Here is a 16,525-nt window from a genome sequence, read left to right as displayed (position 1 = left end):
CCGGGGCTCAGTCGCCGTGCGCGACGATCGCCCGGGCCCGGGGCAGTGCCTCCCGTCTGAGGCGGTCGAGATCGGCCGTCGGCGCGGGGTAGCGCCGGCGCAGCTCGGCCCGGTACTCGGTGTCCAGGGCCTTCGCCACGGAGGCCAGCCCGGTCTTTCCGGCACAGGCCGCCTCGGCCGACGCCAGCCGTACCTCCTTGGCGTGCGGCCATGCCTGGTCGGGCCGGGTGGCGGCGGCGCGGGCCCCGGCGGGGGTCGGGTACGTGTAACCCTTCTCCCGCATGCACCGCGCCCACGGTGCTACGGCCGCCAGGTAACGCTTGTCGGTGAGCACCGAGTTGACGCGCACACCGCTCAGGCTGTCCGTGACCCGGGTGGCCCGGAACCAGGCCGGCAGGTCCTTGTACAGCGCCCGTTCGGCCTCGGCGACACAGCCCTGGTCGCTGTGCGTGACCTGGACGCCGTTCGGCAGACGGGCGGAGAGTCCTTTCGGTTCGGCCCCGTTGAGGGCACTCACCAGCTCGGGGGCCCGGTCGGCGGGCATGGACCGGAAGTACCGCTGGTTCGGGTCGCGCAGGGCCTGCTGCTGCCGCTCGCGGTACAGGTCGGTGCCGTATCCGTGCCGGGCGGCCCAGGCGGGGTCGTCGACGACGTAGGGGAAGCGGTTCGCCCCACCGGCCGCCGGCCGGTCCTCCACCCAGTAGCGGTATCCGCGCTTCTCCATGCACTTCTTGATCAGGAGCTGCTCGGCGAGATGAAGAGTCTGCTCCGGGTCGGCGGAGGCCCGACGGCCGGTGCCGGGGGCTCGGTCGGCGTCCGTGCTCCGGGTGGCGGCCGGTGCCGACGACGTACCGTCCGCGCACCCTGCGAGCGTCGCCGACAGCAGCGCGGCGGTCAGGAGGAGCAAGGTCCGGCGTGGCATCGGGCGACTCCCGGGCGCGGGGAAACGGCTTGTGCTTTCAGGCCGTTGACGCCTCTCAAGCCCCATCCGTATGACCTCGGAGCGCAGGAATTCCCGGCGCGGGAAACTTCGCGGACGACTCATACGAACGCCCCCGCTGGGCTGTCCCTCAGCTGAGGGGTGCCTGTGCGGTTCCGTCGAAATCCGGCCAACCGCCGTCCGGAGGGGGAGTCGGGCGGACGTGTCGTCCGTGCCGGGCACGCGGCCCTTCCAAGGCCTGTCTCCCGAGGACCGGCCCACCGGATCCGGCCACGGTGAACCACGGCTCACTCTTCGCCGACACCGCCCGTCGATATCGTCGAACACGCATCCGTGGGGCGGGCGGTACGGCGATCGGGGAACGATGCTCCAGGTACGTCTTCTCGGTCCGGTGGAGGTGTGGGAGGGGGACCGAAGGGCCCCGCTCGGCGGGACCAGACCCCTGGCGGTGCTGTCCGCACTCGTCGTCCACCTGGGCGAAGTGCTCTCCACGGAACGGCTCGTCGACTCCGTCTGGGACGACCGGGCGCCCGCGACGGCCGGCGCCCTCGTCGCCACCCATGTCTCCGCGGTACGCCGTGCGCTGACCCGCGTCGGCGCCGCCGAGGTGATCCGCACCCAGTCACCGGGATACGTCGCCGAGCTCGACCGCTCCCAGGTCGACGCCCGCCGCTTCGAGGAACTGCTCGCGTCCGGCCGCGCCGAGGCCGCCCAGGGCCGCCCGGAGGAGGCCGCCGACCTGCTGTCGGAGGCGCTCGGACTGTGGCGGGGCCAGGAGGCCCTCGAAGGGCTGAACCAGTCGTTCGCCCGGATCGAGGCGGCCCGGCTGGCGGAACTGCGGCTGGTCGCCCAGGAGGAGACCTTCGGCCTGCACCTCGAACTCGGCCGCGCCGACCGCACGATCGCGCCCCTGCTCGCCCATGTCGCCGCCCACCCGCTGCGGGAACGGCCGCGGGGCCAGCTGATGACCGCCCTGTTCCGCACGGGCCGGGTCTCCGACGCCCTGCGCACCTACCAGGAGGGCCGCGAGGTCCTGCGGGAGGAGCTGGGCATCGACGCCGGGCCTGAGCTGCGGGCGCTGCACAAGGCGGTGCTGACCAATGATCCCGCGCTGCTCGGTGCCGATCCTCGGGTCGGGGACGCCTCGCGGTTCGGCACGGGTCTTCGGTTCCAGGAGCGCGTGCAGTCCGGAAGCGGTTCCTGGTCTGCCGGGCCTTCGGGGGGTGGTGGGGGCTCGGGGTTGTATGAGTCTTCGGGGGGTGGTGGGGGCTCGGGGTTGCGTGAGTCCTCGCGGGGTGGTGGGGGCTCGGGGTTGCATGAGTCTTCGGCGGTTGGTGGCGGTTCCGGGGTCCGCGAGTCCTCAGCGTCCGGCGGCGGTTCCGGGGTGCGCGAGCGGGGCGGCGGCGGTTCCGGGTTCTTTGAGTCTTCGGCGTCCGGCAGTGGCTCCGGTTTGCAGGAACCCTCACCGTCAGACAGCAGATCCGGGTTCCGCGAGCGGGGCGGCGGCTCCCGGCCCCACGAGGAGCGGGAAGCCGGCGGTGCTCCGGGAACCCGGCACGAGGTCACGGTCCGTGCGGTGGGCGACGTCGGTGGCCCCGGCACGCACGCGAGACCCGCCCCGTCCCATCTCCCCCCGGACATAGCCGACTTCGTCGGCCGGTCGGACCAGATCGACTGGGCCGTCTCGCTGCTGGGCGGAGTCGACGACCACGGCCGCACCGCCCCGCCCATCGGCGTGATCTCGGGCCGCTCCGGTACGGGCAAGACCGCGCTCGCCGTCCACGTCGGCCACCGCACCGCCGAACTCTTCCCGGACGGCCGCCTGTTCGTGGACCTGAGAGCCGCCGACACCGCCCCACTGCAACCCGCCGACGCCCTCGCCCGGCTGCTGCGGGCCATGGGCGTCGAACCGGAGTCACTGCCCAGCTCGGTCGAGGAGCTGACGGGGCTGTACCGCACCCACACCGGCCACCGCCGCATCCTGCTGATCCTCGACAACGCCGCCGGCGAGGCGCACGTACGGCCGCTGCTGCCGCCCGGCCCCGGCTCCGCGGTGCTCGTCACCAGCCGCCGCAGGCTGGTCGCGCTGGAGGGCGCGGCACACCTCGACCTGACCGTGCCGGACCAGGAGGAGGCACTCGACCTCCTGCGCCGCGTGGCCGGCGGGGACCGTGTCCTCGCCGAGCCGGAGGAGACCGCCGAGATCGTCTCCCTGTGCGGACGGCTGCCGCTCGCTGTGCGCATCGCCGGAGCACGCCTCGCGGCCCGGCCGCACTGGGTGCCCGGCCGGCTCGCCGCCCGACTGCGCGACGAACGGCTCAGACTCAACGAACTGCGCGCCGGGGACCTGGAGTTGCGCACCAGCCTCGAACTGGGCTACGCCGACCTCGATCCGCAGGAACGCATCGCCCTGCGCCGCCTGGCCCTACTCGACCTGCCCGACTTCGCGGCCTGGATCGCCGGACCCCTGCTGGACATCGGGACGGAGGAGGCCGAGGAGGCCGTCGAACGCCTGGTGGACTGCCACTTCATCGACGTGATCGGCGTGGACGGCACGGGCCGCGGCCGCTACCGCATCCACGACCTGGCCCGCGAACACGCCCGCGAACGGTGTCTGTCGGAGGAGAGCCCCGAGGAACGGGCTGCGGCCGTGGGGCGGTTGGTGGAGTGCTGGCTGGGACTGGCCGAGAAGGCCGCGGCGCGGGGCCCCGGCGGCGCGGCACGGTACTTCCCCGAACCGGCGGCCGTCCGGCCCGTCGACCCGCTCGACCCACAGGCCGACGAGGACCTGCTCAGCCGCCCCGCGGCCTGGTTCGCCGCCGAACAGGCCGGTCTGCTGGCGGCGGTGGAGTACTGCGCCGACCACGGCATGGACCGCGCGGCGCGTGACCTCGCCGGTGCGTTGATCGCGAGCTCGGTCGCGCTGTACAACCAGTTCGACGCGTGGTCCCGTTCGCACACCGCGGCGATGGCGGCGGTCCGGCGCAGCGGGGACGGCGAGGGGGAGGCGTGGCTGCTCACGGGGCTGGGGCAACTGCGGTACGAACAGGACGAGTTCGAGGAGTCGTACGGCTACTTCCGGGACGCCCTGAGGCTGTTCGAGGCGTTTGAGGACGTACCGCAGGGAACGGGCCAGGCCCTCGTCGGCATGGCCACGGCCCGACGTGAACAGGCCTGCTTCCCGGAGGCGTTGGAGCTGCTCGGCGCCGCGCTGGAACGCTACGGGCCGGACGGTGACCGCGGTGCCCGGGCCCAGGTGCTGTACGGCATCGGCTGTGTGTACCGGGAGCAGGGGAGAGTGGCGGAGTCCCGCGAGGCCCTCGCGCGGGCGCTGGAGCTGTACCGGGCGGAAGGCGACCGGTTCGGTGAGGCGCTGACCCTGCGTTCGCTGGCCCTGTGCCATCGGGCGGAGGGCGCGTGGCAGGAGGCCGAGCGGATGCTGCGGGACGCGCTGCGGGGGTTCGCGGACCTCCACGACACGTTCGGCGTGATGTACACGGAGCAGTCGCTGGCGAAGGTGGAGCTGCGGCAGGGGCGGCTCGACGCGGCGCGGGAGCGGCTCGAACGGTGTCTGGAGGTGGCCCGCGACCGGCAGGACCGGTTCGGTGAGGCGCTGGTGTCGCGGACGCTGGGGGAGTGGTACCTGGCTGCCGGTGACGCGGTTGCTGCGCGGGAGTCGTTGGAGCGGGCGCTGGGTGGGTGGGAGGTGTTGGGGCTTCCCCTGTGGCGGGCGCGGACGCTGTGGGATCTGGCGGAGGTGTTCGAGGCGGAGGCGTTGTCGAGCGTGGCTTCGGGGGCCCGGGCTGAGGCGATGGGGGTTTTTCGGGAGTTGGGGGCTCGGGAGGCGCGGGAGCGAGGTTAGGTGCCTACTGGGGTGCCGGGTGCTGTTGTTGGGCGGCTGCGGGTTTGATGTGGCTGGTCGCGCCGTTCCCCGCGCCCCTTTGGGGCGCGCTGCACAACCGTTGGTCCGATGCCTACAGGTGATCTGCAGAGCAATTGCAGGCCGCCCCGCGACCCTGTTCCCGTGACCGACATCATCACGCTCGCCGATCCCCGGGTCGCCGGCGTCGTACCGGACGAATGCGGGGAACCGCTTGTCGATCTGCGGGCCGACGGGGAGTTGCTGCTCGATTCCCGGCAGGCCGACGACGAGGGGAGCTATGCGCATCTGCGGGTCGGTGCGCTGCGGCGGCTGGTGCGGGCGCAGCGGCTGTTGCCCGCGGGGGTGCGGTTGCTGGTGGTGGAGGGGTACCGGCCGCCGGAACTCCAGAGCCGGTACTTCGAGCAGTACGCGGCGACGCTGCGGCGGGACCATCCGGACGCGGCTCCCGAGCGGATCCGTGAGCTGGCCAGCGCCTACATCTCGCCGCCGGAGGTCGCCCCGCACGTCAGCGGCGGTGCGGTCGATCTGACCCTGTGCGACCACGCGGGCCGCGAACTGCCGCTCGGCACGGAGGTCAACGCCACCCCGGAGGAGAGCGGCGGCGCCTGCCGCACCGACGCGCCCGGTATCGGTGCCGAGGCACGCGAGAACCGGGCCCTGCTGGGCCACGTGCTCACCGCGACGGGGTTCGTCAACTACCCGACCGAGTGGTGGCACTGGTCGTACGGCGACCGGTACTGGGCCCTGATGCGCAGGGTGCCAAGCGCTCGTTACGGGCCCGCCGAACCGCCTTGCTTTCCGGCCTGACCACCGGAAGCAGGGCGGCGAAACGAAGAACACGGCACGGGATCACTGCGAGGGATCACCGCAAGAGATCACCGCAAGGGGGAAAGAAATGGACCACAGTCACGCCACCTGTCCGCCACCGCCGCGCGAGGCCGCCGACGAGCGGATGAGCCCGGGGGACTTCGACGCGTCCTTCACCGCCGACATGCCACGCCTGCGAAGACGTCTGCTGGCACTGACGGGCAATCCGCACGACGCCGACGACCTGCTCCAGGAGACCTATCTGCGGCTCTCCCGACGGGCCCGCGACCGGAGCCTGACGCGGCAGCAGTATCCGTACGCCTACACCTGCGCCGTAGCCCTCAACCTGCTGCGCGACTCCTGGCAGCACCCCTCCCGCCGCGAACGCACCACGGACCAGCTGCCGGAGGCCGGCTGGGACGGCGGACTCGCCTCCTACGAGGCCTCCGCCACCGCGCTCGCGCTGCTGAGCACGCTCTCCGAGAAGGAGGCGGCCGCGGTGATCCTCGTGGACCTCGAGGGGCTCACCCACGACACGGCCGGGGAGCACCTCGGCGCCCACCGCGGCACGGTCCAGCGCAACCGCCTGCGGGGCCTCGCCAAGATGCGCGCCGCGCTCCACAACTAAAACCTGTCCGACGGAACATGCCGGCGGCGCGGGGCCTGGCACGCACTCCCGTAGAGGGGGACCCCCATGGCCCCGCGCACCTGCGCCGACAAGGCGCCGTTCCTTGGAGCCGGCCTTGTCCGCCGGACAGGCCCAGGCCCCCGGTGGCGCACCCCACGGGGGTGGGTGCGTCTCCGGCCCCACTCCGCCGGGTCACCGGCACCCCGGTGACCCCACCCAGACGAAGGAAGAGTCCCTTGACGACCATCAGCACACGCCGTCGGACCAGCGGCGCGATCCTGGGCGCCTCGGCCCTGGCCCTCACCGCGTTCTTCTCCGCCCCGGCCCAGGCCGCCCCGGACGCAGCGGACGCCACCTGCGGTGTCCTCGCGTCCGGCGCCTCCGCCACCGCCCAGGCCGCCGTCGACGCGGCCTGTTCGCAGGTCGGCGTCTGGTACAGCTGGGGCGGCGGCCACGCCGCGACGCCCGGCGCAAGCTACGGCTTCTACGACGGCTCCGACCCGGACAGCCTCCACGACGGCGAGCGCAAGGGCTTCGACTGCTCCGGCCTGATGCGGTACGCCTACTACCGGGCCACCGGCAAGGACCTGCTCAACGGCACGGCCGACGACCAGTACCACACCTCGCAGGCCTCTGCCCGGTTCTCCGCCGGGCAGGGCACCGCCCCACTGCTGCCGGGCGACCTGATGTTCTGGGGCAACGGGCACATCCACCACGTCGCCATGTACCTGGGCGACGGGCAGATGGTCGAGGCGTACGAGTCCGGCACCCGCATCAGAGTCGCCCCCGTCCGCACCGGCGGCGACTACGCGGGCGCCGTACGGATCAACGGCTCCGGCACCCCGATCCCGCCGCCCGCGAACGGAGGCACGGTCTTCGAGACCTGGGGCACCGGCGTGCGCACGCACCGGTCGCCGAGCGTGGGCTCCGCCACCGTCGACACCTTCCCCGGGCCGACCCAGGTGTCCGTCCAGTGCCAGCAGCACGCCAAGACGGTGACCGCCGAGGGCTACACCAACGACGCCTGGGCCAAGCTCGCGAACGGCTCGTGGATGACCGTCATCTACATCAAGGGCCCGGCCTGGCTGCCCGGCGTCCCGGACTGCGGCGGCAGCACCACTCCGCCGCCGTCCGGCGGCAGCAAGGCGTTCCAGACCTGGGGCACCGGGGTGCGCACCCACAGCGAGCCGAACGTCAACGCCGCCGTGGTCGACTACTTCGCCCAGCCCACCACGGTCAACGTGGTCTGCCAGAAGCACGCCCAGGAGGTCACGGCCGAGGGCTACACCAACGACGCCTGGTCGAAGCTCACCGACGGCTCGTGGATGACGAACATCTACATCAAGGGCCCGGCCTGGCTGGACGGCGTGGCCACCTGCTGATCCGGCTCTCCTGAAGGGCCCGCACCCGCTCCCGACAGGTGTTGTGATGCGCGTCACAAGGGGTCTACGGTGTAAGGGCTTGGAGAGCGCCGTGGGGCGAGCCGAGTGGCGGCGAGCGGCCGGGCCCTCTCCGGGTGAGGGAAGTGATTCCGTTGTCCGTCACCTGGGACGACATCGGCGGGTTGGTCGATGCCCACGAACGGTTCCTGGCCGGTGCCCGCGTGGACTCGGACGTCCGGGGCGCGGTGCTCGAGTCCTGGAAGCGGTGCAGGTCCGTGGGTGTCGATCCGGACCGGCTGCTGGTGCCGGACGCCGCCGATGTGGTTCTCGACGAGGGCTTTCTGCGAGCCGCCGAGCCGGTGCTGCACCGGCTGTCCGGCTCGCTCTCCGAGGTGGGCATGGCGATCGCCCTCTGCGACGGCCAGGGCAGGATGGTCCAGCGGCTCGGCGGCGACCGGGTACTGCGGGGGCGACTGGACGAGGTGCGGTTCGCCCCGGGATTCGACGCCTCGGAACAGGTCGTCGGAACCAACGGGGTGGGCACCGCGCTGGCCGAGCGGGGGCCCGTCTACGTCGTCGGGCGCGAGCACTTCGCGGACTGTCTGCAGCCCTTCGCCTGCGCGGGCGCGCCGGTGCGCAATCCACTCAGCGGGCACATCGAGGCCGTACTCGACCTCACCTGTCTGCGGGACGACGGCGACCCCCTCATGGTGCGGCTGGTCCGTGAGGCCGCCCGGGACATCGAGGCGCGGCTGCTGGAACAGGCCACGGAACGGGAGCGGGCGCTGCTCGCCGCGTACCGGCGTGCGGGGCGGGACGCCGGCGGGTGGCCGCAGCAGCCCACCGACGCGGACATGACGCGCGGGAGTGACGGCGAGGGTGCCGGTCGTCTCGGCCGGATCGACCTGGCCGTCCTGCGCGAGAAGGCCGAGGAACTCCTCGCCGCGCCGACGCACCGGACCCTCGACGAAGTGATGCTGTCGGGCGGCCGCAGCGCCATGCTGCTGCGCCGCCAGGTGCGGGGAGCGGCGGGGGAGACGGGGGTGGTGGTCGAGGCACGCATCCTCGGAGGAGCGGGCCTCCCGGGGGCGGGAGTGGTCAGGACGACGGCGACCGGGGTGCTGCCGGTGCCCGAGGCGGCCCCCCTGCACAGAGCCTCGTCGGCGCCGACAGCGGCAGCTCCGAAGACGTCCTGGGTCTCGACCTCACCAGTGATCGAGCAGCACCCCGTTCGGACGGTCGTCCCCACCCTCTTCGAACGCCCCGGCGCGCCGCCCGCGCCCGGAACCGAAGACCGGCTGCTCCTCCTCGGCGATCCCGGCGTGGGCCGGCTCGCCCTGCTCGCGCGCAGGCGGCTGGAGTTGCTGCACGAGGCCGGGGGGAGGATCGGCACCACCCTGGACGTCGCGCGGACGGCGGAGGAGCTCGCCGAGGTGGCCGTGCCGCGGTTCGCCGACTTCGCCGCCGTGGATCTACCGGACCTCGTGCTGCACGGCGAGGAACCGGGCCCGCTCGGCGCGGAGACCCCGCTGCGCCGCGTCGCCGTGGGCAGTGTGCGCGCGGAGCCCGACCTGTACGGCGTCGGCGACCAGGTCGGCTATGTGCCCTCCACCCCGCAGTCCCGCAGCCTGGAGACCGGCCGGGCGGTGCTCGAACCGGTCCTCGCCCAGGCGGGCGGCTGGCTCGCCCAGGACCCGGCGCGGCTCGTGCGGGTGCTCAGGGCCGGCATCCACTCCCTGATCACCGTGCCGCTGCGGGCCCGCGGCACGACCCTCGGCGTGGTCAGCTTCTACCGCTCCGGGCAGCCCACCCCCTTCGAGGAGGACGACCTCTCCCTCGCCCAGGAACTGACCGGCCGCGCCGCGATCTGCATCGACAACGCCCGCCGCTACACCCGCGAGCACAACACCGCGCTCGCCCTCCAGCGCAGCCTGCTGCCCAAGGGGCGCCCCGAGCAGAGCGCCGTCGAGGTCGCCTACCGCTATCTGCCCGCGCAGGCCGGCGTGGGCGGCGACTGGTTCGATGTCATCCCGCTCTCCGGGGCCCGGGTGGCGCTGGTCGTCGGCGATGTCGTGGGCCACGGACTGCACGCCGCCGCCACCATGGGCCGGCTGCGCACCGCCGTGCACAACTTCTGCTCCCTGGACCTGCCGCCCGACGAACTCCTCACCCACCTCGACGACCTGGTGGCCCGACTGGACCGCGGCGAGGGCTGGGCGGTCGACAGCGACCAGGCGGACTCCGGCATCGTCGGAGCGACCTGTCTGTACGCCGTCTACGACCCGGTGTCCCGGCGCTGCACCCTCACCCGCGCCGGCCACCCCCTCCCCGCGGTCGTCGCACCCGACGGCAGGGTGGAGTTCGTCGACCTGCCCTCGGGCCCGCCGCTCGGACTCGGCGGGATGCCCTTCGAGACCGTCGAGCTGGAACTCGACGAGGGCAGCCAACTGGTGCTGTACACCGACGGGTTGATCGAGGACCGGCACCAGGACATCGACACCGGTCTCGCCCGTCTGGGGACCGTCCTGGCCCGAGCCGACCGGCCACCGGAGGAGACCTGCGAGGCCGTCCTGGACGCGATGCTCCCGGCCCGCCCCAGCGACGACGTGGCCCTCCTGGTCGCCCGCACCCGCGCCCTCGGCCCCGAGCGGGTCGCCCAGTGGGAGCTGCCGAGCGACCCGGCGGTGGTCTCCCGCTCCCGCGCGGCGGTCACCCGCCAGCTGGCCGCCTGGGGCCTGGACGAGCTGTCGTTCACCGTCGAACTCGTCGCCAGCGAACTCGTCACCAACGCCATCCGCCACGCCACCGGCCCGGTCCGGCTACGGCTGCTCCGCGACCGTGCCCTGATCTGCGAGGTCTCCGACGGCAGCGGCACCTCCCCCCGGCTGCGCCGTGCCCGCACCGAGGACGAGGGCGGCCGCGGCCTCTTCCTCGTCGCCCAGCTCACCGAACGCTGGGGCACCCGTCACGCCCCCGAGGGAAAGACCATCTGGACCGAACTGCCGCTCACCACCCCGTGAGCAACAGATGGTTGACCAGCAACGCGAGCAGCGCCTGCGCGACCAGCCACCCCCGCACCCGACCCAGCAACGCACCAGCAGGCAACAACCACACGGCGAACGGCAACCAGATCCGCTCGGTCTCGGCTTTGCTCATCCCGGACAGATCGGCGATGAGAAGTGCCAGTGCGGCGGCGACCACCAGCACCTCGAAGGGGCGTGGGGAACGCACCCGTACCCCAGCAACAATCCTCCGCAGCCCCGCAACGCCGGCCGGCCCCACGAGGAAAACCGCGCACGCCAGATTCCCCCACACCCAGTACCAGTACGGCCGAACCCCACCCGACCCCTGGTAGTACCGCGTCACGAGCAACCGATACGCCTCCCACCAGTCGAACCCCAGCGAGGTGAACACCACCGGCACCACCACGAACCCAGCCACCACAAAGAACAGAGGCCGCCGGGACCCCAGGAACACCACCGCCCCCATGACGACGACCAGCAGCGTCAGGCCGTACGACAGATAAACGGTCACCCCGAACAACAGCCCCGAGCAGAACCCGTTCAGCCTCGGCCAGAACCCCCGCACCGAGAGCGCCAGCAGCGCGACCCCCCACGCCCCCACCGCCGCGAAGTACCCGTCCGCCGACGTCCCCACCCACACCGCACCCGGCGCCAGCACCAGGAAGGGCGCGGCCCGACGGGCGAGTGACTCGTCGGCGAGGGTCCGTACGGCGACGAGAACCGCGACCGCCGCCGTCGTACCGACGGTGATGCACCAGGCCCCCGCCCAGCCGCCACCCCCCAGCCCGACCCGGTCGAGGAGCACGAACGTGAGCGTCGCGCCCGGCGGATGCCCGGCGACATGCGCGGGCCAGTTGTCCGGGGAGTCGATCAGGATGTGACGGGTGAAGTCCCGCAGGGCCGCCGGGATGTCGTGGAAGCGGCCGACGACCGTCAGGTACTCGTTCCTGGTGGTCAGCTGCTCGGCGACCCCCCGGTGCCAGCCGTCGACGAGGGCCAGGGACCACGTCCAGGCCATGCTCGCGCCCCATGCGGCGAACAGCAGCGGGCGCCAGGGGAGCCGGGCGGCGAGCGAGGGGCCGTACGCCACCGCGGTGGCCGCGACGACCACCGCGGCCGGGGTGCCGGGGCCGACATGCGGGTCCCAACTCGCCAGCAGCGGCGGCCAGTCGACGCGGAGCGAGCCGTCACGGTGCTGGATCGCCCTGCCGACCAGGACGGCGGTCACCACGAGGAGCGCGGCGCACACGGCCGCGTACAGATCACGAAGGAGGTCCCGGTTCACGCCGAAGACGCTAGGTCGCGAGACCTCCTCCGGACGGCTGACATGCGACGACGTCAGAGTTTCGTCATGGTTCGCGGGCCCGTTTCCGGGTCGGCACGGGCCTACGGTCGGGGCATGGCACGGTCTGTCTTCTCCCCCTCCTTCTGGCGCAGCCCGCTGCGCGGTCCCTGGCTCACCTCGGTCCTCGGGGTCGTGCTCCTCGGCGGGATCACGGTGCTGTTCGTGACAGGGCTGCTGTCGTACGCCTCCTACAACCCGGACCTCGCGCGGGTGAACGACAAGACCCCGGACAAGGGGCTCCTCGGCTTCTACCTCTTCTCCTGGCCGACCGACCCGCACTGGCTGTACCGGCTCACCCAGGGCGTCCACGTCACCCTCGGGATCACCCTGATCCCCGTCCTGCTGGCCAAGCTGTGGTCGGTCGTGCCCAAGCTGTTCACCCTGCCGCCGGCCCGCTCGCTCGCGCACGCCCTGGAGCGGATCTCGCTGCTGCTCCTGGTCGGCGGCGCCCTCTTCGAGTTCGTCACCGGCATCCTCAACGTCCAGCTGGACTACGTCTTCCCGGGCTCCTTCTACCCGCTGCACTTCTACGGGGCGTGGGTGTTCTTCGCCGCGTTCGTCGCACACGCCGTGCTGAAGACGCCCCTCGCGCTGCGCAATCTCCGCCAACTCCGTGAGGAGAGAACCGAGCTGGTGTCACCGGATCCCGCAGAGCCGACCGTGTCCCGGCGCGGCGCCCTCTGGTTCGTCGGGAGCGGCTCGCTGCTGCTGTTCCTCACCACGGTCGGGCAGAACTTCGACGGCGTGCTCCGCAGAACCGCCCTGTTCGCCCCGCACGGAGGCGGTGACCCGGGCTCCGGGCCGGGCGGCTTCCAGATCAACAAGACCGCCGCCTACGCCGGGATCGACCCGGTCGAGACGGACGAGGAGGCCTGGCGGCTGGTCGTGGTGGGGCGCGAGGGCCGTACCGTCCGCCTCAGCCGCGCCGACCTCCTCCAACTCCCGCTGCACAGCTCGGCGTTGCCCATCGCCTGCGTCGAGGGCTGGTCCACCTCCGACCAGTGGTGGCGCGGAGTACGGCTGCGCGACCTCGCCGCGCTCGTCGGCTACGAGGGCGATCCGCCGGACGTCTTCGTGGAGTCGCTGCAACGGCACGGCGCCTTCCGCCGGGCCGCCCTGCGCGCCAACCAGGTCGCCGACCCGCGCTCCCTGCTCGCCCTGTCCGTCAACGGCGAGGACCTGACCCCCGACCACGGCCACCCGGCCCGGATCATCGTGCCCGCGGCACCCGGTGTGCTCAACACCAAGTGGGTGGCCCGGCTGACCTTCGGAGACCTGTGATGCGCACCAGGATCCCTCTCGGCAGTCCGCTCCAACTCCTCTTGCTGGTCTGCTCGTTCGCCCTCGCGGGATACGCGGGTGTACAGCTGCTGGCCGACGACTGGTTCGGGGTCGCGCTGTGGTTCGTGGCAGCCGCCGTCCTCCACGACCTGGTGCTGCTGCCGCTGTACGCGGCGGCGGACCGCGCCCTGGTGAGGACGGCGGGCCGGCACGTGCTGTACGTCCGGGTCCCCGCCGCCCTCTCCCTGCTGCTCCTGCTCGTCTGGTTCCCGCTGATCACCGGGCGGGTCGCGGACCGCTACGCCTCCGCGACCGGTCTGTCCCCGGACGGCTTCCTGGCCCGCTGGCTGCTGGTGACGGCCGCGCTCTTCGGCGGTTCCGCGGTGGTGTTCGTCGTACGACGGCGAAGGGCGGCGGCAGTACGGCGGCGCAGGGCGACGAAGGAACGGCCGCCCGCCGTCCACTGACCGACGGCACGCCAGCCCGCGCGCTCCGCGTGCCGCAACAGGGCAGGGGTGCCGAGCCGGGCCCACGGGAACGGGCTGCCGGTGGCCCCGCGGGCGTCCGTGACATGCACCTGGACCCGTTCGTCGAGGTCGGGTCCGGTGACCGTCTCGGCTATCAACAGGCCGCCAGGGGTGAGGAGTTCGGCCATCCGGTCGAGCAGGGTGTGCGGGTCGCCGCCGATGCCGACATTGCCGTCGATCAGCAGCGCGGTGCCCCAGCGGCCCTCGCCGGGCAGCGGCTCGAAGACGGACCGCCGCAGCGCCGGTCCGCCGAGCGCGACGGTACGGGCGACCGCCGCCTCGCTCACGTCGATGCCCAGCACCTTCGTCCCGCGTGCGGCGAGCGCCGCGACGAGCCGACCGGGACCGCAGCCCACGTCCAGTACGGCACCCTCGCAGCGCCGCAGCACCTCCAGATCCGCGGCGTCCGCGGCCGCACACCAACGTTCCAGTTCCAGCAGGAGCAGCCAGCCGTCGGCGCGGCGCAGGAACAGAGGGCCCCGGCCGGTGCGGAGGGCGTGGGCGTAGGGGTCGGCGGACCAGGTGTCGTCGGCGGCGGAGTCGACTCCCCGCTGCCGACCGACCCCGGTCGTGACCGCCCTCACCGGCCCACCTTCTGAAGCCGCCCCCACTGCGCAGCGAACCGCCCGCCGGGCGCCGCCTTGGCGACCACCTCCGCGTCGTACGCCGTGTCCACGTCCCGCAGGACGGGCAGTTCCCGCACCCGCAGTCCGGCCAGCCGGGCCCGCTGGGCCGCCCCGGTGTGGGGGGTCGACATCGGCACCCCGCGCAGCAGCGAGGGGTCCGGTGCCGCGAGGCCCAGCGCCCAGAAGCCGCCGTCCTCGGCCGGGCCGAAGTACGCGTCGCAGTCGGCGAAGTCCACCGTGAGCAGCTCCGGAGTCACCTGGGGTGTGTCCATGCCGATCAGCAGGGCAGGGCCGTCGCAGCCCGCGAAGGCCGCCGCCAGCCGTTCGTCGAGGCCGCCCGGGGACTGTCGTACGACCTCGAAACCCGGCGGCAGCCACGGGCCCGGTGTGCCTTCCAGGACCAGCACCCGGCGCCGGGCAGGGGTGCGGGCCACCACGGTGAGGGTGTCCGCGAGGGCCGCCTCGGCGAGCGCGGCCGCCTCCTCGGGGGTGAAGGGCGGGGTCAGCCGGGTCTTCACCCGGCCGGGGCGTGGTTCCTTGGCGATGACGAGCAGCGTGGTCACGCGTGCGCCCCCTTCTCGTTCAGGACGTGGCTCATGTCGCGTACCGCCTGCCAGGTGCCGCGCCAGGTGCCCGTCACCTTGGAGGCACCGGTGCGCGGGTGGTACGGCACGTCGTGCTCGGTGATCCGCCAGCCCGCGTCGGCCGCCCGCACCACCATCTGCAGGGGGTAGCCGCTGCGCCGGTCCGTGAGGCCGAGGGCGAGCAGCGGCTCGCGCCGGGCGGCGCGCAGCGGGCCCAGGTCGTGCAGCCGCAGCCCGGTGCGGCGGCGCAGCAGCCGGGCGAGGGCGAGGTTGCCCGCCCGGGCGTGCGGCGGCCAGGCACCGCGGGCCTGCGGGCGGCGCCGGCCGAGCACCAGGTCGGCCTCGCCGCTCAGGAGCTCGTGCACGAACGGCACCAGGTCCGCCGGGTCCAGCGAGGCGTCGCAGTCGCAGAAGCACACGATGTCGGCCGTGGCGGCGGTCAGCCCCGCGTGGCATGCGGCGCCGAAACCGCGCCGCTCCTCGCGGACGACTCGCGCGCCGAGAGCGTGGGCGATACCGGCCGAGTCGTCCGAGGAGCCGTTGTCCACGACGAGCGCGCGCCAGCCGGGCGGGATGCGCTCCAGCACCCAGGGCAGGGCCTCGGCCTCGTCCAGACAGGGGAGCACGACGTCCACGGACGCCGCCGGTTCGTTTGCGGAAGGGGTCGTCACAGCTTTCACCCTACGAGCACAAAAGGGGCATAGTGGACTCGGGCTCCTTACGAAACCAGGACGTCGGGAGCGGACGGCGGCACAGCCGCACGCGCGGTGCGAGGCTGGCGGCATGGAGCAGCAGCAGTACGCACAGACCCGGCCCCGGGTCCTCGTCGTCGACGACGACCCCACCGTCGCCGAGGTGGTCTCGGGCTACCTCGACCGGGCCGGATACGCCGTGGACCGGGCCGCCGACGGCCCCGACGCCCTCGCCCGTGCCGCCGCGCACCGCCCGGACCTCGTGGTCCTCGACCTGATGCTGCCGGGCATGGACGGCCTGGAGGTGTGCCGCCGGATGCGCGGACACGGGCCCGTCCCGGTCATCATGCTCACCGCCCGCGGCGACGAGGACGACCGGATCCTGGGCCTGGAGGTCGGCGCGGACGACTACGTCACCAAGCCGTTCAGCCCCCGCGAACTCGTCCTGCGCGTCGAGTCCGTACTGCGCCGCACCCGGCCCGCCCAGCCGTCCGGACACCTGAGCGCCGCCGGCCTCTCGGTGGACCAGGCGGCCCGCCGAGCCCTCAAGGACGGCATCGAACTCGCCCTCACCATCAGGGAGTTCGACCTCCTCACCTTCTTCCTGCGGCACCCCGGCCGGGTGTTCAGCCGGGAGGACCTGATGCGTGAGGTGTGGGGCTGGGACTTCGGTGACCTGTCCACCGTCACCGTCCATGTGCGCAGGCTGCGGGGGAAGGTCGAGGACGATCCGGCGAGGCCCCGGCTGATCCAGACCGTGTGGGGCGTCGGCTACCGCTTCGACGGCCCGGAAGCGGAGGCCTGACC

12 protein-coding genes are annotated in these 16,525 nt (G+C 73.1%); 7 read left to right on the top strand and 5 right to left on the bottom strand.

Annotation, left to right across the window (positions count from 1 at the left end):
• Nucleotides 1-7 precede the first annotated feature (7 nt).
• Nucleotides 8-922 (bottom strand): hypothetical protein, encoded by a 915-nt coding sequence (locus AB0D34_RS06345; protein WP_362657297.1) that lies wholly within the window; start codon nt 920-922, stop codon nt 8-10.
• Between the two features lie 382 nt (nt 923-1,304).
• Between AB0D34_RS06345 and AB0D34_RS06340 the strand changes: the two genes are divergently transcribed.
• The 5 genes from AB0D34_RS06340 to AB0D34_RS06320 all read left to right on the top strand — a co-directional run bounded on the left by AB0D34_RS06340 (nt 1,305) and on the right by AB0D34_RS06320 (nt 10,660).
• Entirely contained in the window at nt 1,305-4,802 is a 3,498-nt protein-coding gene (locus tag AB0D34_RS06340; protein WP_362657295.1) for a BTAD domain-containing putative transcriptional regulator, read from the top strand.
• 162 nt (nt 4,803-4,964) lie between these two features.
• Complete coding sequence (locus AB0D34_RS06335) at nt 4,965-5,630, top strand: M15 family metallopeptidase (protein WP_362657292.1); 666 nt, start codon at nt 4,965-4,967, stop codon at nt 5,628-5,630.
• An 88-nt stretch (nt 5,631-5,718) separates the two neighbouring features.
• The gene (locus AB0D34_RS06330) at nt 5,719-6,258 is read left to right on the top strand and encodes an RNA polymerase sigma factor (RefSeq protein ID WP_362657289.1); all 540 of its coding nucleotides are present in this window, start codon (nt 5,719-5,721) and stop codon (nt 6,256-6,258) included.
• Nucleotides 6,259-6,494: 236 nt separating this feature from the next.
• Entirely contained in the window at nt 6,495-7,640 is a 1,146-nt protein-coding gene (locus tag AB0D34_RS06325; protein WP_362657286.1) for an NlpC/P60 family protein, read from the top strand.
• 152 nt (nt 7,641-7,792) lie between these two features.
• Entirely contained in the window at nt 7,793-10,660 is a 2,868-nt protein-coding gene (locus AB0D34_RS06320) for a SpoIIE family protein phosphatase (protein ID WP_362657283.1), read from the top strand.
• Here AB0D34_RS06320 and AB0D34_RS06315 read toward each other — a convergent pair.
• Entirely contained in the window at nt 10,647-11,948 is a 1,302-nt protein-coding gene (locus tag AB0D34_RS06315) for a hypothetical protein (protein WP_362657280.1), read from the bottom strand. The genes AB0D34_RS06320 and AB0D34_RS06315 overlap by 14 nt on opposite strands.
• Nucleotides 11,949-12,062: 114 nt before the next feature.
• Between AB0D34_RS06315 and AB0D34_RS06310 the strand changes: the two genes are divergently transcribed.
• A complete protein-coding gene (locus AB0D34_RS06310) occupies nt 12,063-13,289 on the top strand; it encodes a molybdopterin-dependent oxidoreductase (RefSeq protein WP_362657277.1) in 1,227 nt (408 codons plus the stop codon).
• Between the two features lie 298 nt (nt 13,290-13,587).
• On the opposite strand, the gene AB0D34_RS06305 is transcribed toward AB0D34_RS06310, so the two are convergent.
• Genes AB0D34_RS06305 through AB0D34_RS06295 form a run of 3 tightly spaced genes read right to left on the bottom strand, consistent with a single transcriptional unit; the run spans nt 13,588 to nt 15,706 of the window.
• Nucleotides 13,588-14,400, bottom strand: coding sequence for a methyltransferase domain-containing protein (locus AB0D34_RS06305; RefSeq protein WP_362657274.1), 813 nt, complete (start codon nt 14,398-14,400; stop codon nt 13,588-13,590).
• Entirely contained in the window at nt 14,397-15,005 is a 609-nt protein-coding gene (locus AB0D34_RS06300) for a DUF2064 domain-containing protein (RefSeq protein WP_362657271.1), read from the bottom strand. The genes AB0D34_RS06305 and AB0D34_RS06300 overlap by 4 nt, the downstream gene beginning before the upstream one ends.
• Nucleotides 15,002-15,706, bottom strand: a complete 705-nt coding sequence (locus tag AB0D34_RS06295; RefSeq protein WP_362657268.1) for a glycosyltransferase family 2 protein — start codon at nt 15,704-15,706, stop codon at nt 15,002-15,004. The genes AB0D34_RS06300 and AB0D34_RS06295 overlap by 4 nt, the downstream gene beginning before the upstream one ends.
• Nucleotides 15,707-15,809: 103 nt before the next feature.
• Here AB0D34_RS06295 and AB0D34_RS06290 point away from each other — a divergent pair, with 103 nt between their 5' ends.
• Nucleotides 15,810-16,523 carry a response regulator transcription factor gene (locus AB0D34_RS06290; protein WP_362657265.1) on the top strand — a complete coding sequence of 238 codons (714 nt, stop codon included), beginning with the start codon at nt 15,810-15,812 and terminating at the stop codon, nt 16,521-16,523.
• Nucleotides 16,524-16,525: the final 2 nt, after the last annotated feature.

Origin of the sequence: Streptomyces sp. NPDC048420 (assembly GCF_040651535.1) — a bacterium.
Lineage (GTDB): Bacteria > Actinomycetota > Actinomycetes > Streptomycetales > Streptomycetaceae > Streptomyces.
This window is presented reverse-complemented; position numbering and strand designations above follow the sequence as displayed.

Coding starts and splice junctions, on each gene's coding strand:
- AB0D34_RS06290 (WP_362657265.1), top strand. CDS start 15,810: ATGGAGCAGCAGCAGTACGCACAGACCCGGCCCCGGGTCCTCGTCGTC.
- AB0D34_RS06330 (WP_362657289.1), top strand. CDS start 5,719: ATGGACCACAGTCACGCCACCTGTCCGCCACCGCCGCGCGAGGCCGCC.
- AB0D34_RS06345 (WP_362657297.1), bottom strand. CDS start 922: ATGCCACGCCGGACCTTGCTCCTCCTGACCGCCGCGCTGCTGTCGGCG.
- AB0D34_RS06340 (WP_362657295.1), top strand. CDS start 1,305: ATGCTCCAGGTACGTCTTCTCGGTCCGGTGGAGGTGTGGGAGGGGGAC.
- AB0D34_RS06310 (WP_362657277.1), top strand. CDS start 12,063: ATGGCACGGTCTGTCTTCTCCCCCTCCTTCTGGCGCAGCCCGCTGCGC.